Origin of the sequence: Eubacterium sp. CAG:161 (assembly GCF_000432355.1) — a bacterium.
Classification (GTDB): Bacteria; Bacillota; Clostridia; order Lachnospirales; family Lachnospiraceae; genus Eubacterium_G; species Eubacterium_G segne.
Genome location: NZ_HF991871.1, coordinates 195,812 through 217,199, shown reverse-complemented (window position 1 = coordinate 217,199; position 21,388 = coordinate 195,812). Strand labels below are relative to the sequence as shown.

The 21,388-nt window shown below is 35.0% G+C and carries 19 protein-coding genes; 18 read left to right on the top strand and 1 reads right to left on the bottom strand.

The window, feature by feature from the left end; translation table 11 throughout:
* Positions 1 to 91 precede the first annotated feature (91 nt).
* The 4 genes from proC (at position 92) to xerD (ending at position 3,158) form a co-directional block, all read left to right on the top strand.
* On the top strand, positions 92 to 886 hold the full coding sequence (gene proC / locus Q5O30_RS07590; protein ID WP_021953155.1) for a pyrroline-5-carboxylate reductase: 795 nt from the start codon (positions 92 to 94) through the stop codon (positions 884 to 886).
* Positions 887 to 996: 110 nt separating this feature from the next.
* Positions 997 to 1,548 carry an NUDIX domain-containing protein gene (locus Q5O30_RS07585; RefSeq protein ID WP_021953154.1) on the top strand — a complete coding sequence of 184 codons (552 nt, stop codon included), beginning with the start codon at positions 997 to 999 and terminating at the stop codon, positions 1,546 to 1,548.
* A gap of 84 nt (positions 1,549 to 1,632) precedes the next feature.
* Positions 1,633 to 2,082 (top strand): hypothetical protein, encoded by a 450-nt coding sequence (locus Q5O30_RS07580; RefSeq protein WP_021953153.1) that lies wholly within the window; start codon positions 1,633 to 1,635, stop codon positions 2,080 to 2,082.
* A 185-nt stretch (positions 2,083 to 2,267) separates the two neighbouring features.
* On the top strand, positions 2,268 to 3,158 hold the full coding sequence (gene xerD, locus Q5O30_RS07575; protein WP_021953152.1) for a site-specific tyrosine recombinase XerD: 891 nt from the start codon (positions 2,268 to 2,270) through the stop codon (positions 3,156 to 3,158).
* 106 nt (positions 3,159 to 3,264) lie between these two features.
* On the opposite strand, the gene Q5O30_RS07570 is transcribed toward xerD, so the two are convergent.
* A complete protein-coding gene (locus tag Q5O30_RS07570) occupies positions 3,265 to 4,293 on the bottom strand; it encodes a 3-deoxy-7-phosphoheptulonate synthase (RefSeq protein WP_021953151.1) in 1,029 nt (342 codons plus the stop codon).
* A gap of 251 nt (positions 4,294 to 4,544) precedes the next feature.
* Here Q5O30_RS07570 and udp point away from each other — a divergent pair, with 251 nt between their 5' ends.
* From udp to Q5O30_RS07500, 14 genes are all read left to right on the top strand, one after another.
* Entirely contained in the window at positions 4,545 to 5,294 is a 750-nt protein-coding gene (gene udp, locus Q5O30_RS07565; protein ID WP_021953150.1) for a uridine phosphorylase, read from the top strand.
* A 22-nt stretch (positions 5,295 to 5,316) separates the two neighbouring features.
* Positions 5,317 to 7,446 carry an LTA synthase family protein gene (locus tag Q5O30_RS07560; RefSeq protein WP_021953149.1) on the top strand — a complete coding sequence of 710 codons (2,130 nt, stop codon included), beginning with the start codon at positions 5,317 to 5,319 and terminating at the stop codon, positions 7,444 to 7,446.
* A gap of 53 nt (positions 7,447 to 7,499) precedes the next feature.
* Positions 7,500 to 8,699: a D-alanyl-D-alanine carboxypeptidase family protein gene (locus tag Q5O30_RS07555; protein ID WP_021953148.1), complete on the top strand. Its 1,200-nt coding sequence runs from the start codon at positions 7,500 to 7,502 to the stop codon at positions 8,697 to 8,699.
* A gap of 93 nt (positions 8,700 to 8,792) precedes the next feature.
* Positions 8,793 to 9,536 (top strand): ScpA family protein, encoded by a 744-nt coding sequence (locus tag Q5O30_RS07550; RefSeq protein WP_302674648.1) that lies wholly within the window; start codon positions 8,793 to 8,795, stop codon positions 9,534 to 9,536.
* A 10-nt stretch (positions 9,537 to 9,546) separates the two neighbouring features.
* Positions 9,547 to 10,113, top strand: coding sequence for an SMC-Scp complex subunit ScpB (gene scpB / locus Q5O30_RS07545; RefSeq protein ID WP_021953146.1), 567 nt, complete (start codon positions 9,547 to 9,549; stop codon positions 10,111 to 10,113).
* A 76-nt stretch (positions 10,114 to 10,189) separates the two neighbouring features.
* Positions 10,190 to 11,341, top strand: a complete 1,152-nt coding sequence (locus tag Q5O30_RS07540; protein ID WP_302674638.1) for a D-alanyl-D-alanine carboxypeptidase family protein — start codon at positions 10,190 to 10,192, stop codon at positions 11,339 to 11,341.
* Positions 11,342 to 11,464: 123 nt separating this feature from the next.
* On the top strand, positions 11,465 to 12,298 hold the full coding sequence (gene dapF / locus Q5O30_RS07535) for a diaminopimelate epimerase (protein WP_021953144.1): 834 nt from the start codon (positions 11,465 to 11,467) through the stop codon (positions 12,296 to 12,298).
* Positions 12,299 to 12,310: 12 nt separating this feature from the next.
* Complete coding sequence (locus Q5O30_RS07530) at positions 12,311 to 13,786, top strand: UDP-N-acetylmuramoyl-L-alanyl-D-glutamate--2,6-diaminopimelate ligase (RefSeq protein WP_021953143.1); 1,476 nt, start codon at positions 12,311 to 12,313, stop codon at positions 13,784 to 13,786.
* Positions 13,787 to 13,816: 30 nt separating this feature from the next.
* Positions 13,817 to 15,700: an asparagine synthase (glutamine-hydrolyzing) gene (gene asnB / locus Q5O30_RS07525; protein WP_021953142.1), complete on the top strand. Its 1,884-nt coding sequence runs from the start codon at positions 13,817 to 13,819 to the stop codon at positions 15,698 to 15,700.
* Between the two features lie 274 nt (positions 15,701 to 15,974).
* The gene (locus Q5O30_RS07520) at positions 15,975 to 17,426 is read left to right on the top strand and encodes an acyl-CoA carboxylase subunit beta (RefSeq protein WP_021953141.1); all 1,452 of its coding nucleotides are present in this window, start codon (positions 15,975 to 15,977) and stop codon (positions 17,424 to 17,426) included.
* Positions 17,427 to 17,438: 12 nt separating this feature from the next.
* Positions 17,439 to 18,263, top strand: coding sequence for an OadG family protein (locus tag Q5O30_RS07515; RefSeq protein WP_021953140.1), 825 nt, complete (start codon positions 17,439 to 17,441; stop codon positions 18,261 to 18,263).
* 28 nt (positions 18,264 to 18,291) lie between these two features.
* Positions 18,292 to 18,654 (top strand): biotin/lipoyl-containing protein, encoded by a 363-nt coding sequence (locus tag Q5O30_RS07510; RefSeq protein ID WP_021953139.1) that lies wholly within the window; start codon positions 18,292 to 18,294, stop codon positions 18,652 to 18,654.
* A 27-nt stretch (positions 18,655 to 18,681) separates the two neighbouring features.
* Complete coding sequence (locus Q5O30_RS07505; RefSeq protein WP_021953138.1) at positions 18,682 to 19,821, top strand: sodium ion-translocating decarboxylase subunit beta; 1,140 nt, start codon at positions 18,682 to 18,684, stop codon at positions 19,819 to 19,821.
* A 15-nt stretch (positions 19,822 to 19,836) separates the two neighbouring features.
* Positions 19,837 to 21,243 (top strand): oxaloacetate decarboxylase subunit alpha, encoded by a 1,407-nt coding sequence (locus Q5O30_RS07500; RefSeq protein WP_021953137.1) that lies wholly within the window; start codon positions 19,837 to 19,839, stop codon positions 21,241 to 21,243.
* Positions 21,244 to 21,388: the final 145 nt, after the last annotated feature.

Below are 21,388 nucleotides of genomic sequence, written 5' to 3'. Positions count from 1 at the left end.
TATGGTGGCTTATTTTTTTTACCCATAAACAGGAAAAAATGATATACTTAATTAGATATAAATTTATTAGAAAAATATTGTGAGGTGTATTATGGCAGTTTTAGGATTTATCGGAATGGGAAATATGGGAAGTGCAATGCTTTCCGGAGCAAAGGAGACTTTCGGAAAGGAAAATATTATATTCCATAGAAATTCCAGAGAAAAAATGGTTGAGTTTTCAAAAAAAGAAGAGGTTGACTATTGTGAAAGCAACAATGAGGTAGTTAAGAAAGCAAAATATATTATTTTGGCAGTAAAACCACAAATGTTTGAAAAGGTTGCAAAGGAAATTGCACAGGACATAACAAAGGAGAATGTTTTAATTTCTCTTGCACCGGGAATTACAATTAGTCAGATGGCGGATATGTTTAAAACTAATAGAATTGTAAGGTCAATGCCTAACACCCCGGCTATGGTGGGAGAAGGAATGACTGGAGTATGCTACAATAAGGAAATCTTTTCAGGAGACGAAATAGATAATATTACAAAAATTTTTAAATCTATTGGAAAAATGAAAGTAGTTGAAGAAAAGTTAATTAATAGTGTAGTGTGTGCCAGTGGAAGCTCTCCGGCATATGTATTTATGTTTATGGAAGCTCTTGCTGATAGTGCTGTTAAATGTGGACTTCCAAGAAAGGATGCTTATGAATTTGTAGCACAGACAGTGTTAGGCTCAGCTAAGCTTATGTTAGAAACCGGAAAACATCCGGGAGAATTAAAGGATATGGTATGCTCACCAGCAGGAACTACAATTGCAGGTGTTGAAGAATTGGAAAAAAACGGATTTAGAAAAGCAATTTTTGCAGCTACAGATGCATGCTTTGATAAATGTGTAAATATAAAATAATGTAAGTGTCAAAAGTGAATTTGGGGGTTAAATGATGTAATCGAATCGCTTTATTGCTATGCAAATTTCTACAATACATCATAAGTAAAAAATACGGAATGGAGGATTTTATGAAGGAGTTTAAGCGTATTAATCGTCAGATTGTATATAAAGGAGCAATTCTTGATTTTTGTAAAGATGATATAATAACACCTAAGGGGCATCATGTGAAGTGGGATTTTTTACAACATAAGGGTGCAGCGGCAGTTATTCCGGTTTTAGATGATGGACGAATTATTATGGTAAGACAGTGGAGAAATGCCATAGACAGATTTGCTCTGGAAATTCCGGCCGGAGGAAGAGATGGAGAAAACGAGCCTACTAATATGTGTGCAGCAAGAGAATTAGAAGAAGAAACGGGATACAAATCTTCTCGTGTTGAGTTTTTACAGACATTAGTTCCGGCTATTGCTTATTCAGGAGAAAAAATAGACGTATATGTTGCCTTTGATTTGGAAAAATCTCATCAGAAGTTTGATGAAGATGAAGATATTTCCTTAGAAATTTACACAATAGATGAATTAATGGAGAAAATAATAGCTAACGAAATTAATGATGCTAAAACAGTGTCCTCTCTTTTGACATATTATTGTAAGTATGTAAAAGGGGACTGTGAAAAGTAATTTTTCATATTTAGATTCATATATTAACATATGAGAATGCAAAATATATTGCTTTTCATACCATAAATGGCAAAGGAATAATGTATGAATTATAAATTAGCGGAAAAAAACTACAAAATCTATGCCTTTATATTGGGAATTATAACAGGAACTCTTGTGTATAATTTTCTAGGCATAGATTTTTCTTTTAATAATGTTGAAAACATAAAATTTAACAATCTGTTTGATGGTATAATTTATGTTCTCTTAGGAGATGTGAAGTTTTTGCTGGGAATATTTATTTTATCTTTTTTCAGAATAAAAGATAAAATTGTTCCGTTTTTTGTTTTTTACTTTGCATTTGTGTTGGCAGGAATAATTACTGTATCTGTAAGCTCACACACTTTATTGCTTGTGGGGGCAGGCATAGATACTATGGCTAAAATCATAGGAACGGTATATATGTGTGACGGCAACAGGAAAAATGTAGGAAGGGGAATAAGTTTTTTGATTTTTATTATTTCATCTTTGTTACAAAATTTTTTCATATTCTAAAATTAATTTCTAAAGGAAATTTACTAGATATTGTGTCGGAATTTATGTTTGTCAGTATATGTGGTATCGTTTTTATGTAACCTAAATTTTGTTCAAAAAATTGTGAAAAATTGTATTTGATTTTATTGAAAAAGCCTTATATAATAAGATTTGACACTCTTAATATAGAGTATAGCGAGGAAAAAATGCAAAGATTAATTGAAGAATTCATTTTAAAATTACATAGTGAAAAGAATACTTCAAGCAACACAGAAGTCTCATATAAAAGAGACTTAACGAAACTTTTTATATATCTTAATAATAGTTATAGTACGGATAATATTTCAGATATTACAAAAGAGGAATTAGAAGGATACATTTCATCATTAGAGACTATTGGAAGAGCACCTACTACAATATCAAGAAATATTGCGTCGATGAAAGCATTTTTTGGATATTTGTATCAGGAGGGATATATTACAGACAATCCTGCTTCTGACATGAAATCTCCTAAGATAGAAAAAAAAGCACCGGAGATTTTGTCTATAAATGAAATTGATGATCTTTTAAAGCAACCTTCAAGAAACACGCCAAAAGAACTTAGAGATAAATCTATGTTAGAGCTTTTGTATGCAACGGGAATGCGTGTTTCAGAACTTATTACACTGAAGGTAAATGATGTTAATATTAATTATGAATTTGTAGTATGTCATGACAGAAAAAGAGACCGTCAGATACCTTTTGGAACAGAGGCAAAGAACGCACTTGTTGCGTATCTGAAAGATGGAAGGGAAAGTTTGCTTGGAGAAAATAAGGATAGTGATGTTTTATATCCTAATTGTTCAGGCAGGGAAATGAGCAGACAGGGATTTTGGAAACTGATAAAGGCTTATGGGAAGAAAGCCGGAATTAAGTCAGATATAACACCCCATACACTTCGCCATTCATTTGCAACACATTTGGTTGAAAACGGGGCAGACTTAAAGGCTGTACAACAAATGCTTGGACATTCTGATATATCTACTACTCAGATGTATATGACACCTGCAAGCCGTAGAGTAAGAGAAGTATATGAAAAGGCACATCCGAAAGCATAAATAATAAGGTGATATATTGAGAGGTATTGTCATTAGATGATGCCTCTTTTTGTGTGTAAAAAACTCCGGTCATATTCACATAAGTGAAAATTCCGGAGTTTAAGTTTTATGCTTCTTCAGCAATAATGTATAACAATTTTTCTGTATCTTCCCAGCCAAGGCATGGATCAGTTATTGACTTTCCGTAGCAGTGTTCATCAATTTTCTGATTTCCACCAACAATATAGCTTTCAATCATAAGACCTTTGACAAAATGTTTTAAATCTTCTGAATGTTTACGGTTATGCATTATTTCCTTTGCAATACGAATCTGTTCCATATACTGCTTGTTTGAATTTGAATGATTACAATCAATAACAACAGCAGGATTTTCAAATCCTTTTTTCATATACATTGAATAAAGATTTACCATATCCTCATAATGGTAATTTGGTATACACTGACCATATTGATTTACGGCACCTCTTAATATGGCGTGGGCTAAATCATTACCTTCAGTCTGAACTTCCCAACCTCTGTAAAGGAAAGAATGAGAAGACTGGGCTGCCTCAATAGAGTTAAGCATAATGGATAAATCTCCGCTGGTAGGATTTTTCATTCCTACAGGAATATCTAAACCGCTGGCTGTAAGACGGTGCTGCTGGTTTTCAACAGAACGGGCACCTACTGCAACATATGAAAGGCAATCTGAAAAGTATCTTGCATTTTCAGGATAAAGCATTTCATCTGCAATTGGGAACTTAGTATCCTCCATGATTTTCAAGAACATTTGTCTTATTGTAATAAGCCCCTGCAATAAATCAGGTTTCTTTTCAGGATCAGGCTGATGTAACATACCTTTATAACCTTTTCCTGTTGTTCTAGGTTTGTTAGTGTAAACTCTTGGAATAATAAAAAGTTTATCTTTAACTTTTTCCTGAACTTTTGCAAGTCTTCCTATATAATCTTCAACAGCTTCCTGATTGTCAGCTGAACAAGGACCTATAATTACGGCAAATTTATCACTTTCACCTGTAAATATCTTTCTAATTTCTTCGTCATTGATTTTTTTCTGATTTGCAACTGCCTCTGGAACAGGATAACTTGTCTTGATTTCCAAAGGAGTTGGTAGCTTTCTAAAAAATGTACTACCCATAACGTCCTCCTTTAATGTATAATTATAAAATGTTAGCCGGAGAAAGAAAGATAAGTATTCTAAATCCTACTAACCACGTATGATAGTATAACATAAGTTTACAATAATTCAACAGTTTAAAGTACGAAAATAAAAGAAAAAGCAGTTATTTGGTATAAAAATTCAAAAGTTCATAGAAAATTCAAATATTATGGGTATTCTATTTACTAAGACATTATGGATAAAAGAGTTGTTAAGTAAGGAGCAAAAATATGGATAAACAGTTTCATTTACAAATATCAAAGGGAGATATTGGGAAATATGTGATTTTACCGGGAGATCCGGGAAGATGTGAAAAAATTGCCGGATATTTTGATGAACCAAGGCTTATTGCACAAAATAGAGAATTTACAACATATACAGGATATATATCAGGAGAAAAAGTTTCAGTTACCTCTACAGGAATAGGAGGACCGTCAGCAGCTATTGCCATGGAGGAATTAGTAGCCTGTGGCGCTGATACTTTTATAAGAATAGGAACTTGTGGAGGTATTAATTTAAAAGTTTTAGCAGGGGACTGTGTTATAGCAACAGGAGCGGTGCGACACGAAGGCACCAGCAGGGAATATGCACCAATTGAATACCCTGCAGTTTCTGACTTTGATGTTACGGAAGCATTAGTTTATGCTTGCAAAAAAAATAATTTGCGTTATCATTGTGGAGTGGTGCAGTGCAAAGACTCATTTTACGGTCAGCATAATCCTGACAGAATGCCTGTATCATATGAACTTCTTAATAAATGGGAAGCATGGAAGAGATTAGGAGTTCTTGCCAGTGAAATGGAATCGGCAGCATTGTTTACGGTAGCAGCAAGTCTGGGGGTGAAATGTGGTTCGGTATTTCATGTTATCTGGAATCAGGAGCGTAAATTAAAAGGATTTAGTGAGGAGGACTGTTACGATACCGATAATGCCATAAAGGTATCCGTAGAGGCTATCAGACATATGATAGCCGGAAAATAACAGCTTTAGGAGGCACTTTTTAATGAAAGAGAAAGTAAAAAAATATATAGGAATAGCTAAGGAAAAATACCATTCAGCCAGGGCATTTTTCAGCAAAACATATAATAAGCACATAATATACATGTATGTGGTAACGGCATTACTTATTAATCTGGTTATTGAAATGTTAGCCAGAAAGTCATTTTTAAAGGGCATATATTTCCTTATAGGAAATCCGTATGTATTTATCTGTAGTGCAATGATAATATTAATGACCCTTTCATTTACCTTTCTTATGAAAAGAAGGTTTTTTGGAATGACATTGATTTCTGTTATTTGGTTGATTCTGGGAGTGGCCAATGGTGTGTTGCTTTCTAACAGGGTAACACCTTTTACGGCAGTGGATTTGATGCTTATTGATAGTGCTTTAGGGGTTATAAATAAGTATTTTTCAACATTTCAGATTGTTTTGGTTGTTATTGCACTTATTTTGGCAATAGTAGGACTGGTCGTTATGTTCTTTAAGGCACCAAAAGTCAATCACAAGATTAAATATGCAAGAAATATTATTGGAATTGCTGTTATTTGGGCGATAGGTCTGGGAACAATTAATTTGGGAGTGGCATCAGAACTTCTTTCCATGAAATTTGGAGAACTTAGAGTGTCGTATTATGATTACGGATTTGTTTATTGTTTTTCAAATAGTCTTATAAATACAGGAATTGACAAGCCTAATTCATATTCAGGTGAAACTATTGAAAAAATAGTGAAGGATGATGACGATAAAACAACCCTTAAGAAGGCTAAGAAGAAACCAAATATTATTTTCTTGCAGTTAGAGTCATTTTTTGATATGAACAATCTTAAAAATGTTAAATTATCAAAAAATCCTGTTCCGTATTTTGAAAAGTTAATGAAAAATTATCCAAGTGGATACTTAAATGTGCCTATAGTTGGTGCTGGAACGGTAAATACGGAATTTGAGGTTATGACAGGAATTAATTTAGATTTCTTTGGTCCGGGAGAATATCCTTTTAAAACTAAATTAGTAGATACTACCAGTGAAAGCATATGCTACAACTTAAAGGAGTATGGCTACAGCTGTCATGCCATTCATAATAACACTGCAACCTTTTATGGAAGAAATGTGGTATTTTCTAATTTAGGATATGATACATTCCAATCTATTGAAAATATGTATATAGATGATTTTACACCTATGGGATGGGCAAAGGATTATTTCCTTACGGATTATATTATGCAGGCATTAAAATCTACTAAAAAGCAGGACTTCATTTATACTATTTCAGTACAGGGACATGGAAGTTATCCTACAAGTGGTGATTATGACTATCCTATTAAAGTTTCAGGTGTAGACGATGAAGACGTTACAAACCAGTATCAGTATTATGCATGGCAGACTAATGAAATGGATAAGTTTTTAAGAAAACTTACAAAAGCCCTTAAAAACTTTGGTGAGGATACCATTCTTGTAATGTATGGTGATCATCTGCCAAGCTTTGGTATATCAGGAGAGGATTTGGTAAACGGTGATGTATACCAGACTCAGTATGCTATCTGGTCTAATTTTAAGACTAATTATACTAACGAGGATATAGAAGCGTATCAGTTGGAGTCCAAAATACTTGGTGGCTTAAATATGAACTCCGGAAAGATTAATAATTACACACAGTTACACAAAAATGATGACGATGAAACCTATCAGGAAGGCCTTAAGAATTTATCTTACGATTTGCTTTATGGAGACAATTATGCGGCAAACGGAGAAAACCCATATAAGCCAACAGATTTGAAATTCGGACTTCATGATGTAAAGGTAAGCTCCGTTACCCCTATTGGGGATGATGTAGGTACGGTGTATATATACGGAAATTATTTTACAAGCTACAGTAAGGTATATATAAATGACGAAAAGCAAAAAACGGTATATATAGATCCTAATACATTGATGATTGTTTATCCGGACTTAAAAGATGGCGACAGCTTCTCGGTATATCAGCAAAATTCTGATGAGCATGTGCTGTCAAAAACAGAGCCTTTTGTATATAATCAGGAGGAAATGCAACCGTCAAGCACTAAGGCACAAACAACAAAGGATAAGTCGAAAAAAACAAAATCTAAATCTTCAAAGAAAAAGAAGAAAGAAAAATAGCATAAAATTTTTAAACTCCATTACAATGTATAAAGGTGTAATGGAGTTTTTTTATGGAAAAAATCATGTTTTATGAAAAATGGTGCAACAGGTTGTTTAAAAGAGTGCTGGTTGCTATGATTTCACTAAGTATTTTGATAACGTCCACATTTACAATACAAGGTGATGAAAAAGCAGAGATGAAATGTAAATCCTATGTACTTATGGAGGCGTCCTCAAAAACAGTAATTAAAGCAGAAAATGAAAATGAAAAATTAAGTCCTGCTAGTATAACTAAAATAATGACTTTAATACTAATTTTTGATGCAATACATAGTGGTAAAATAAAGTTAGAGGATATGGTTACTACCAGTGCCCATGCCAAAAGTATGGGAGGTTCCCAGGTGTTTTTGGAAGAAGGAGAGCAACAAAATGTAGAAACTCTTATAAAGTGCATTATAATTGCATCGGGAAATGATGCATCTGTAGCCATGGCTGAGCATATTTCAGGTTCAGAAGAAGAATTTGTAAAGGAAATGAATAAAAGGGCAAAGAACCTTGGAATGAAACATACACATTTTGAAGATTGCTGTGGGCTGACTGATTCGGATAATCATTATACATCAGCAATGGATGTGGCAATTATGTCAAGAGAATTAATTGTGAAGTATCCGGAGATTTTTAAATATTCTACCATATGGATGGAAAGTTTTACACACAAAACCAATAAAGGGGAAAGTGAATTTATGCTTACTAACACAAATAAGTTACTTAAAACCAATAGGTATGTAAAAGGGCTTAAAACAGGAAGCACGTCAAAAGCAAAATACTGTGTTTCCACTGTGGCAGAAAAGGATGGTGTGGAATTGATTGCAGTGGTTATGGCGGCTCCGGATTATAAGGCAAGATTTGTCCAGTCCAACAGCCTTATAAATTACGGTTTTTCAAATTGTAAGGTGTATAAGGATAATAAGAAATATCAGAACAAGGTAAATATATGTGGCGGGGAAAAGGACAAAGTAAAAGTGCAAAATGATACATTTTCATATGTTGATACTAAAGGTGGAAAAATTGATGGTATAGAATCTAAAGTGGCTTTAAAAGACAACATAAATGCACCGGTAAGGAAGGGAGATATAGTAGGAAAAATTGAATACATAATGGATAAAAAGAAAATCGGAGAAGTTAAAATTATGGCAGAGGAAACGGTGGATAAAGCAGATTATGGTTTCACATTTCTAAAATTAGTAAAATATATGTTCCAGATAACCTGATAAATTTAGGTGCTTAAAATTATATTGTATTGAAAAAAAGAAATTTTTTATGTACAATTAAAGTTCGAGAAAAAATGGAGAGAAATTAAAATGATTGAACTGGAAGTTAAACTGGATGCATTTGAAGGACCTCTTGATTTACTGCTGCATCTTATTGAAAAAAACAAAGTAGATATTTATGACATACCTATTGTGGAAATTACGGAACAGTATCTTGATTGCGTAAGTAAAATGCCGAAAGATGATTTGGATTTGGCAAGTGAATTTTTGGTAATGGCAGCTACCCTGATAGATATAAAAAGCAGAATGCTTCTACCAAAAGAAGTGGACGAAAACGGTGAAGAAATTGACCCTAGGGCAGAACTGGTGGAGAAACTTATTGAATATAAGATGTACAAATATGCTGCAGGGGAATTAAGAGATATGCAGGTTTACGCTGGAAAATCATTATATAAAGAGCCTACAGTTCCTGAGGAGGTTAAAAAATATGAGCCTCCGGTGGATTTGGATAAATTGCTATCAGATGTGGATTTGTCAAAGTTAAATGATATTTTTCAAATGGTGCTTAAAAGACAAATGGATAAAATTGATCCTGTAAGAAGTAAATTTGGAAAAATTGAAATGGAGGAAGTAAGCCTTCCTGACAAAATGGATTTTGTTACTGATGTACTAAAGAAAAGAAAAAGATGTAGTTTTAAGCAGCTTTTAGAACAGCAAAGTTCAAAAATGGAAGTTATTGTTTCATTTCTGGCGGTGTTGGAATTAATTAAAATTGGAAAAATTGAAGTTCATCAGGAAAAAACTTTTGATGATATATACATAGATTCAATAGAGTAAAGAGGTTAAAATGGAAAGAAATTACAAAGCAGAAATAGAGGCTATTTTATTTACCATGGGGGAATCAGTTGATATTAATAAAATTGCAAATGCATTAGAAATCAAACCTTCAGAAGTAAAAAAAATAGTAAAAGAAATGCAAAAAGAAATGGACACTCCTGAAAGAGGGGTGAAAATCATAGAACTTGACGGGGCATACCAGATGTGTACTAAACCGGAAATGTACGAAGCACTTATTAAGGTGGCAAAGCAGCCTAAAAGACAGGTTTTAACGGATGTTTTAATGGAAACCTTATCTATTATTGCTTACAAACAGCCTATAACAAAGTCTGAAATTGAAAGAATAAGAGGAGTAAAATCAGATTTCGCAGTTAATAAGTTAGTGGAGTATATGCTGGTGGAAGAGGTAGGGAGAATGGACACACCGGGACGTCCTCTTTTATTTGGAACTACTGAGGAATTTTTAAGAAGATTTGGTGTGGAATCAGCAGACAGCCTCCCTGTAGTAAGTCAGGATATGATAGATGAGTTTAAACATGAGGCAGAGGAAGAGGTAACCCTTAAATCCAATGATTAACACATATTTTTATACAAGGGGATAAAAGTTACTTAAAATGCATATATTATACGGATGCATGTTTAAAGTGATAATAATGAATAAAAGATTAAAATGTTGTTTTATAATTTTAGTTTTGGTACTTAATATGGTGTTTTCTAAACAGGGATTTGGAGAGGAAACAAAGGAACTTAAGGAAAGCGAATTATCTGCAAAGTCAGCGGTACTTATTGACGGAAAAACAGGCAGAGTGCTTTTTGGAAAGAATTATAATAATAAAATGGCAATGGCAAGTACAACGAAAATAATGACATGTATAGTTGCCCTTGAAAATGCATCTCCTGATGAGGTGGTGGAAATAAGCAAAAGGGCAGCTTCTATGCCTAAAGTTCATATGAATGCCATAAAAGGGGAAAAATATAAAATAGGAGATTTGCTTTATGCCATGATGCTAGAGTCTTATAATGATGTGGCAGTGGCTGTGGCAGAAGGGGTAGCAGGAAGTGTGGAAGAATTTGTAAAACTTATGAACAAAAAAGCAGGAGAAATTGGTGCAGTCAACACCAATTTTGTTACTCCTAACGGACTTGATGCTAAGGGGCATTTTTCTACAGCATATGATATGGCTTTAATTGGAGCTTATGCCATAAAAAATCAGCAGTTTTTAAAAATTACAAATACAAAATCCTATTCCTTTTATGATTGCAGCAATAAGAGACATATTGTTGTTAATAACAAAGATGCATTTCTTAATATGAGCAGTGATGCCATTGGAATAAAGACAGGATTTACAGGTGATGCAGGATATTGTTTTGTAGGTGCCGTAAAAAGCAACAACAGAGTGTATGTTTCCTGTGTTCTTGCCAGCGGATGGCCTCCTAACAAAACATATAAGTGGAGAGATACTACTAAATTAATGGATTATGGAAAAAATAACTTTGATACCAAAAAAATTTTGAAAAACAGAATATCTTTTCCCGTAAATATTGAAAATGGAACAAAAAAACAAATTATAGCTGTTGCCATTGGTCCCTACAAAGCATTGGTATCTAGGAATGATACAGTGGAAGCAAAAACGGAGTTTAACTATGAATTACCTATAAAATCAGGAGAAAAAATAGGGGAAGTAAAACTGTATATAAATAATCAATGTGTGAAAAAATGTAAAATAGAGGCTGTGGATAGTGTTGAAAAATATGATTTTAAATATTGCTTTAAAAAGACTTTAGATTATTTCATATTTCAATAATTACTTTATTTATAAAGCTAACTGTGGTATATTTAAACCGAATTTGCTTGTGCATACTAATATGTGTGCATAATGTAAAAAGTTAAAAAGACAGATTATGAAATTTAAAGGAGTCTTGTTTATATGGAATTTGTGAAAATGGAAGGTTGTGGAAACGATTACGTTTATGTTAATGGTTTCAATACAAAAATAGATAATCCCAACGAGTTGTCGAAAATTGTAAGCGACAGACATTTTGGAATCGGTTCAGACGGACTTATAGTTATAAATCCTTCAGAAGTGGCAGATTTTAAAATGAGTATGTACAATGCAGACGGCTCTGAAGGGAAAATGTGTGGAAACGGAATCAGATGCGTTGCTAAATATGTTTATGATTATAAAATGATTGATAAAGAAGTTATAACCGTGGAAACCTTAGCAGGAATTAAGACACTTAAATTAAATGTGGAAAATGGTAAGGTTAAAACAGTACGGGTTAATATGGGAAGTCCTATTATAAATGCAAAGGATGTACCGGTTATATCTGACAAAGAGAAGGTAATTAATGAACCGGTTGTTATTGATGGTAAGGAATATGGCATCACCTGTGTTTCCATGGGAAATCCTCATGCCATTACATTTGTTGATGATACAGATAGTCTGAAAATCGAAAAAATTGGGCCGGGATTTGAAAAAAATGAAATTTTTCCTGACAGAGTCAATACGGAATTTATTCAGATAATTGACAGAAAAACAATTAAAATGAGAGTCTGGGAGCGTGGTTCAGGAGAAACCTTAGCCTGCGGAACCGGTGCCTGTGCCAGTGTTGTTGCCTGTGTATTAAATAATCTTACAGACAATAAGGTTACTGTGAAGCTATTAGGCGGAGATTTGAAAATAAAATATAATACAGATGAAAATACAGTTTACATGACGGGACCTGCAAGGATTGCATTTACCGGAAATATTGATATTTAATGAGGAAATAATATGTTATTAAAAGATTTATTGGAAAAAATTGAATATACCATAGTAAAAGGCACGGATGAAGTGACAATAAATCATCTTGTAAATGATTCAAGAAAGGTTTCAGGGGATGATGTATTTGTGTGTATTAAGGGTGCCGGATTTGACGGACATGAATTTATAGAAGATGTGGCACAAAAAGGTGCTGTTGCAGTTGTGGTAATGGAAGATGTAAATGTAGATGCGAACATTACAGTTATAAAGGTTGAAGATACCAGATATGCATTAGCCTGTATGTCGGCGGCGTATTTTGGACATCCGGCAGAAAAACTCATTACCATTGGTATAACGGGAACTAAAGGAAAAACAACAACTACATATATGGTACGTCAGGTTTTAGAAAGCGTTGGAATAAAAACAGGACTTATAGGAACAATTGAAACTATTGTAGGAGATGAAATAACTCCTGCTAAAAATACCACACCGGAGTCTTTTGTGGTTCAGGAGACCTTTGCCAAAATGGTTAAAGCAGGCTGCAAATGTGTGGTAATGGAGGTTTCGTCCCAGGGACTTATGCTTCACAGAGTATCAGGATTTACATTTGACTATGGTATATTTACCAATATTGAGCCTGACCATATTGGCCCTAATGAACACAAGGACTTTGACGATTATCTTCATTGCAAAAGTATGTTGCTAAAGCAGTGCCGTCAGGGAATTGTGAATATGGATGCAGATTATATAGACAGGGTTTTAGAGGGACACACATGTGAATTGGAAACCTTTGGTGTAAAGGGCGATTATGATTTTAAGGCATCAGATATTAGGTTATTTACAAAGCCGGGGAGCCTGTGTGTTTCATATGATTTATCAGGAAAAATGAATTTCCCTGTGGAAATTGATATTCCGGGGAATTTTAGTGTATATAATTCATTATGTGCTATAGCAATATGCAGTCATTTTACAAATGATGTTGAAAAGATAAGAGAAGCCCTTAAAAATGTAAGGGTGAAAGGAAGAGTTGAAATTATTCCTGTATCAAAGAGATTTACTCTTATGATAGATTATGCCCATAATGCTATGAGCTTAGAAAGTCTTCTTAAAAGCCTTAAGGAATATAACCCAAAGCGCTTAGTTACAGTGTTTGGATGTGGTGGAAACAGGGCGAGAGGCAGAAGATTTGAAATGGGTGAGGTTTCATCAAAACTATCTGATTTTACCATTGTAACATCAGATAATCCAAGATTTGAGGAACCTATGGATATTATTAATGATATTTTAGTTGGGGTGCATAAGGCAGATGGGGAATATGTAACAATTCCTGACAGAAAAGATGCCATACGTTACGCCATTTTAAATGCAAAGGATGGAGATGTTATAGTTTTAGCAGGAAAGGGACATGAAGATTATCAGGAAATAAAGGGAGTTAAGCACCCTATGGATGAACGTGTTCTTATAAGTGAAGTTATAAAGGAAGATGAAGTAAAGGCAGTTTTATAAGGCGAAACTAATGAAAGAGAGATATAAAGTATGTGTGGAATATGTGGAATAATTGGAGAATTAGATAACAGCAGAAAAGTTTTAAAAAACATGATGGACAAAATTGCCCACAGAGGTCCCGATGATGAAGGAATGTATGTGGACAAGCATGCGGCAATCGGTCACAGAAGACTTAGTATTATTGATTTAAGTCATGGTGCACAGCCTATGTACAATGAAACCGGTGATATAGCAATTGTTTTTAATGGAGAAATATATAACCACTTAGAGATAAGAAAAGAACTTATTAAAAAGGGACATCAGTTTTCAAATGATTCAGATACAGAATGTCTTATTCACGGATATGAGGAATATGGAACAGATTTGCTGCATAAGCTAAGAGGAATGTTTGCTTTTGTCATTTGGGACAGCAGAACTAATACTATGTTTGGTGCAAGGGATCATTTTGGAATTAAGCCTTTTTATTATGCAAACATTAACAAAAATCTCGTTTTCTCTTCAGAAATCAAGGCAATATTAGAATATCCGGGATTTGAGAGAAAGGTAAATGAGGAAGCTTTAGAGCAGTATTTAAGCTTCCAGTATTCCGTACTTCCTGAAACATTCTTTAAGGGAGTGTATAAATTGCCGGCAGGACATTATATGATTTATAAAGACGGAAAAATGGAAATTGAACGTTATTTTGACCCTATGATGGAACCAAAGGCTGATGGTGATTTAGAAGAAACTGTTTCTGAAATCGAAAAAGTCGTTCATAATACTGTTGATGCCCATATGATAGCAGATGTTGAGGTTGGTTCTCTGTTATCAAGTGGAGTTGACTCAAGTTATGTTGTATCGGAATTTCCGGGAGAAAAAACCTTTACGGTGGGATTTTTGGATAAACAAAGCAAGTATAATGAAATAAGATATGCAGAAGGTCTTGTAAAAGAATTGGGCAAGAAAAATTACAGCAAAAATATAGACAGTGACGAATATTTTGACTCAATCCCTACAGTAATGTATTATATGGATGAACCTTTAGCAGATCCATCCTGTATTGCCCTTTATTTTGTTGACCAGCTTGCTGCTGAACAGATAAAAGTTGTTTTGTCAGGAGAAGGGGCAGACGAGTTCTTTGGCGGCTATAATATTTATCATGAACCGTTGTCATTAAAGGGGTATCAGAAAATACCAAGATGCATAAGAAAAGGTCTTGCAAAGGTTGCCTCGGCAATGCCTGATGTTAAGGGACGTGATTTTATTATAAGAGGTAGTAAAACTGTTGAGGAGAGATTTATTGGAAATGCCAATATGTTTTCCGTAAAAGACAGGGAAAAACTCCTTAAAAATGCACCTACTCATGTTTCACCACAGGAAATCGTGGCACCAACATACAAGAAAGTAAGTCACTTAAATGACATTGCCAAGATGCAGTATATTGATACTAATTTCTGGCTTCAGGGTGATATTTTGCTTAAGGCAGATAAAATGAGCATGGCTCACTGCCTTGAATCAAGAGTACCGTTTTTAGACGTGGAAGTATTTAAATATGCAAAAACGCTTCCTATAGATTTCAGATGTAATAACGAAGCTACAAAGCGAGCTTTTAGAATTGCAGCAAAAAGACATATTCCGGAGGCAACAGCTAACAAGAAAAAGTTAGGCTTCCCGGTACCTATCAGAGTTTGGCTTAAAGAAGATAAATACTATAACAAGGTAATGGAAACATTAACCGGTGATGCGGCAAAACAGTTCTTTAATACAGATATTCTTGTTAAACTGATGGAAGACCATAGGGCAGGAAAAGCTGATAACAGCCGAAGAATATGGACGGTTTATGTATTCCTTGTATGGTACAATGTTTACTTTGAGGATAAGACCTTTGAACCGATTAACAGCGAATGGATTAAAAACAGAATTAAGACAGCATAAAAAAATTAAGTTTTTTGCCCTTTTTTATTAAAAAAATAACTTGCTATTTGACAGGAAAAGGTTTAATCTATATAAGGCAAAAAATTTGGTTGTTATATACCGGCAAACTACAGAGTTTGTGTAAATATTTTGCTCACACATATATTGATGCAGTGGCGTGGATATATGTGTGGGCAAAATATATGTTAAAACATAAAATATTTCTTTGCCGTTTGTTATCCGGGTAAGATATATACTGGATAAAAAAGATTAAAATTTTATTGGAGGACTGATTATGAGTACAGCAGCTAAAGTTATAGCAAGAGAGAGGATAGAAACTCTTCTTGATGATAACAGTTTTGTTGAAATCGGCGGATTGGTTAAAGCAAGAAGCACAGATTTTAACATCAAGGCAAAAGATACTCCATCAGACGGTGTTATTACCGGATATGGTGTTATCAATGGAAAGTTAGTGTATGTTTACAGCCAGGATTCATCAGTACTTGGTGGTTCAGTTGGAGAAATGCACGCTAAGAAAATTTCTAACCTCTACGATATGGCTATGAAGATGGGAGCACCTGTTATTGGCCTTATTGACAGTACAGGTCTTAGACTTCAGGAGTCAGTAGACGGACTTAATGCATTTGGACAGATTTATATGAAACAGTCACTTGCATCAGGGGTTATTCCACAGATTTCAGTAATATTTGGAAATTGTGGTGGAGGATTAAGTGTTATTGCAGGACTTTCTGATTTTACATTTATGGAGAAGGATAATGCACATTTATTTGTGAATTCTCCGGATGCAATTGAAGGAAACAGAAAAGAAGTGTGTGACAGTTCATCAGCTAAGTTCCAGAGTGAGACAGCAGGAAATGTTGATTTCGTTGGAACACAGCAGGAAATCATGGAGGGATTAAGAGACCTTATATCAGTCATTCCTTCAAATAATGAGGATGAAGCATTTGATTTAGAATGTGATGATGATTTAAACAGAGCAGCAGAAGGAATTGAAAACTGCGGTGAGGACACATTACAGGCACTGACAAGCATTTCAGATGAGGGATATGTTCTTGAAGTTAAGAAAGATTATGCTCCTGAAATGGTTACAGCTTTTATTAAGTTAAATGGAGCTACAGTAGGTGCAGTAGCTAACAGAACTAAATCATATGATGAAGATATGAATGTTACAGCAGAATATGAAGCAAAGCTTACAGCTAACGGCTGTGAAAAAGCTGCAGATTTTGTTGAATTTTGTGATGCTTTTGAAATTCCTATACTTACATTAACTAATGTTAATGGATTCAAGGCAACAAAATGCCAGGAAAAGAAGGGTGCAAAAGCTACATCAAAGCTTATATATGCTTTTGCTAACGCAACAGTTCCTAAGGTAAATCTTATTGTGGAAGATGCAATAGGAAGTGCATATATTGCAATGAACAGCAAGGCAACAGGTGCAGACGTTGTTTACGCATGGCCAACAGCCAAGGTTGGAATGATGGATGCTGCAAGTGCTGTTAAGATTATGTATGCTGATGAAATTGAAAGCGGTGATGCAACAGAAGTTATCGCTGAAAAGACAGCAGAGTACCAGAAGCTTCAGGGCAGTGTAATGTCAGCAGCTGCAAGAGGATATGTTGATAGTATTGTTGAACCTGTTGATACAAGAAAGTACATAATAGGTGCATTTGAAATGTTATATACAAAATTTGAAGACAGACCTGGTAAAAAGCACGGAACAGTTTAATAGGAGGACAATATGAATATTAAAAGAAAGTTACGTTTAATATTTTCACTGGTTTCTCTTATAATTTGTTTTGGTTTAAGCAGTGTTATGGTTATGGCAGATGATGTGATTAATCTTGATGAGACTGCTACACAGGAGGAGACAACGTTATCTGCTGAGGATATGAAAACATATGCAGACGGCAAGATAACCATGGCTCAGGCAAAAGCGTTAGTTGAACAGTATGCCAATGCCATATCTCAGTATTCAAATTGCAGTGATGATGAATTAGAATATCTTGGTGGATATTTTAGTTATCAGACAGACGCATTTGAGAACTTTGCCAAAACTGTTGGCGATGAGAAATGCGGTGAATATAAGTCTTATGACAAAATTGAAGTTGAAGAAACAGAAGACGGAAAAGTAGATGTAAGCGCTATGCTTCATTTTGAAAAAAGAGATTTAAAGATGATTATGCATGTATCATTATTTGACAATCTCGGATGTGTGCCTACATCCATAGAGTTTAATCTTCCTGACGAAGGAAACAACACTTTGTTAGGTAAGCTTCAAACAGCAGGTGGTAACACATTACTCGGAATGGGCGTTGTATTCCTTGTATTAATTTTTATAAGCTTTATTATTTCCTGCTTTGGATTCATTCCAAAAATTGTTGATTCCTTTGGAAAGAAAAATAAAGCTTCAGAAGAAGCAACCACACCGTCTGAAAGTACGGTAAGTACTACAGAAGAGACAACGGATGATTCAGAGCTTATAGCTGTTATTGCTGCTGCAATAGCCGCAAGCGAACATACATCTACAGACAGTTTTGTTGTAAGATCAATAAGAAGACGTTAATTACTATCTATATTTAGGAGGATACAAAATGAAAAGTTATACAATTACAGTTAATGGAAATGTATATGATGTAACTGTTGAAGAAACAGGAAGTACAGCAAGTGCACCGGTAAGACCTGCAAAGAAGGCAGCAGCACCTGCTAAGCCGGCAGCACCTGTAGCTACCGGAAAAGAAGGAAGTGTTAAGGTTACAGCACCTATGCCTGGAAAAGTTTTATCAATCAGTGCAAATCCTGGTCAGGCAGTTAAGAAAGGTGAAACAATATTAGTATTTGAAGCAATGAAGATGGAAAATTCTGTTGTTGCTCCGGAAGATGGAACAGTTGCAAGCATTTCTGTTAGCGTTGGAGACAGCTTTGAAGCAGGTGCAGTTATTGCAACATTAAACTAGTTAATATTAAAAAACTGGAGGTAACAAATGAACATCTTTGATACATTGGGAAATCTGGTAGGACAATCAGCGTTTTTTAGCCTTAGCGGTGGAAACTATATTATGATTGCCGTAGCCTGTATTTTCCTATACTTAGCAATTAAAAAAGGATATGAACCATTATTACTGGTTCCTATTGCCTTTGGTATGCTCTTAGTAAATATGTATCCGGACATTATGAAAGCACCTGCTGACGGTGAAGCAGGAGGATTGTTATATTACTTCTACATATTAGACGAATATAGTATTCTTCCTTCACTTATTTTCATGGGTGTAGGTGCTATGACGGACTTCGGACCGCTTATTGCAAATCCAAAGAGTTTCCTTCTTGGAGCTGCAGCACAGTTCGGTATATATGGGGCATATTTCCTTGCAATTTTCATGGGATTTGGTGGAAAGGCAGCTGCAGCCATCTCTATTATCGGTGGAGCAGACGGACCTACATCTATTTTCCTTGCAGGAAAGCTTGGACAGACTGATTTGTTAGGACCTATCGCAGTAGCAGCATATTCGTATATGTCATTGGTTCCTATTATTCAGCCACCAATTATGAAATTATTAACAACTAAGAAGGAACGTGAAATTAAGATGGAACAGCTTAGACATGTTTCACAGTTAGAGAAAATTTTATTCCCTATAGTTGTTACTATCGTTGTTGTTATGATTTTACCTACAACAGCTCCATTAGTTGGTATGCTTATGTTAGGTAACTTATTTAGAGAATCCGGAGTTGTTAAACAGTTACAGGAAACAGCAAGTAACGCACTTATGTACATTGTAGTTATCTTACTTGGAACAAGTGTTGGTGCTACAACAAGTGCTGAAGCATTCCTTAATGTTGACACAATTAAAATCGTAATTTTAGGTTTGGTAGCCTTTGCAGTAGGTACGGCAGCCGGAGTTTTGTTTGGTAAACTTATGTGTGTTGTAACACATGGAAAAGTTAATCCACTTATTGGTTCTGCAGGTGTATCAGCCGTGCCAATGGCAGCAAGAGTATCACAGAAGGTTGGATCTGAAGCTGATCCTACAAACTTCCTTTTGATGCATGCAATGGGACCTAACGTAGCCGGAGTTATTGGTACTGCAGTCGCTGCAGGAACATTTATGGCTATATTCGGAATTTAAATGGAGGAAATAAAAATGGCAGATAAGAAACCGGTAAAGATTACCGAAACTATATTAAGAGATGCACATCAGTCACTTATTGCCACAAGAATGCCTACTGAGGAAATGCTTCCTATTATCGACACAATGGATAAAGTAGGTTATCATGCAGTTGAGTGTTGGGGTGGTGCAACTTTTGATGCATCCCTTAGATTTTTAAAAGAAGATCCATGGGAGAGACTTAGAAAGTTAAGAGACGGATTTAAAAATACAAAATTACAGATGCTTTTCAGAGGACAGAATATTTTAGGCTATAGTCATTATTCAGATGATGTTGTTGAATATTTTGTTCAGAAATCAATAGCTAATGGTATTGATATTATTAGAATCTTTGACTGCTTAAATGACCTTAGAAATTTAGAAACAGCTGTAAAGGCAGCAAACAAGGAAAAAGGTCATGCACAGATTGCTCTTTCATATACATTAGGAGATGCATATACTCTTGATTATTGGAAAGAAACAGCAAAGAGAATTGAAGATATGGGTGCTAACTCACTTTGTATCAAGGATATGGCTGGACTTCTTACACCATACAAGGCAACTGAATTAGTTCAGGCATTAAGAGAAGGAACAGACATTCCAATAGATCTTCATACACATTACACATCAGGTGTAGCAGCTATGACATATATGAAAGCTGTTGAAGCAGGATGTGATATTATTGATACAGCTATTTCACCGTTCTCTATGGGAACATCACAGCCGGCAACAGAAGTTATGGTTGAGACATTTAAGGGGACACCTTATGATACAGGTCTTGATCAGAAGCTGTTAAAGCAGGTTGCAGATTACTTCAGACCATACAGAGAAGAGTGCCTTAAGAATGGATTATTAAATCCAAAGGTTATGGGTGTTAATATTAATACACTTCTTTACCAGGTACCTGGTGGAATGTTATCAAACCTTGTTTCACAGTTAGATGAAATGGGTGCATCAGACAAGTTTGAACAGGTTCTTGAAGAAGTTCCAAGAGTTCGTAAGGACTTTGGTGAACCACCTCTTGTTACACCATCAAGCCAGATTGTTGGTACTCAGGCAGTTTTAAATGTTGTTATGGGTGAAAGATACAAGATGATTAATCAGCAGGCAAAGGATTTGTTAGCAGGAAAATATGGTCAGACAGTTAAGCCTTTCAATGAAGAAGTTCAGAAGAAGGCAATTGGTGATGAAAAGCCTATTACCTGCAGACCGGCAGATTTGTTAGAGCCATCTCTTGATAAGTTTGAAAAAGAATGTGCACAGTGGAAACAGCAGGATGAGGATGTTCTTACATACGCATTATTCCCACAGGTTGCAAAGGAATTTTTCGAATACAGGGAAGCACAGCAGACAAAGGTTGATCCGGCTGTAGCTGATAAGGAAAACGGAGCATATCCGGTATAATATTTATATTGTGAAAGACTTTAAACACCTGCTTATTAAAAGCAGGTGTTATCTTTTAATAAGGGTAAATTTCCCGGAAAAAAAGGATTTAGAAATGAGTAAGGTATTGATTATTGGAGGCGGCGCGGCAGGAATGATGGCTGCC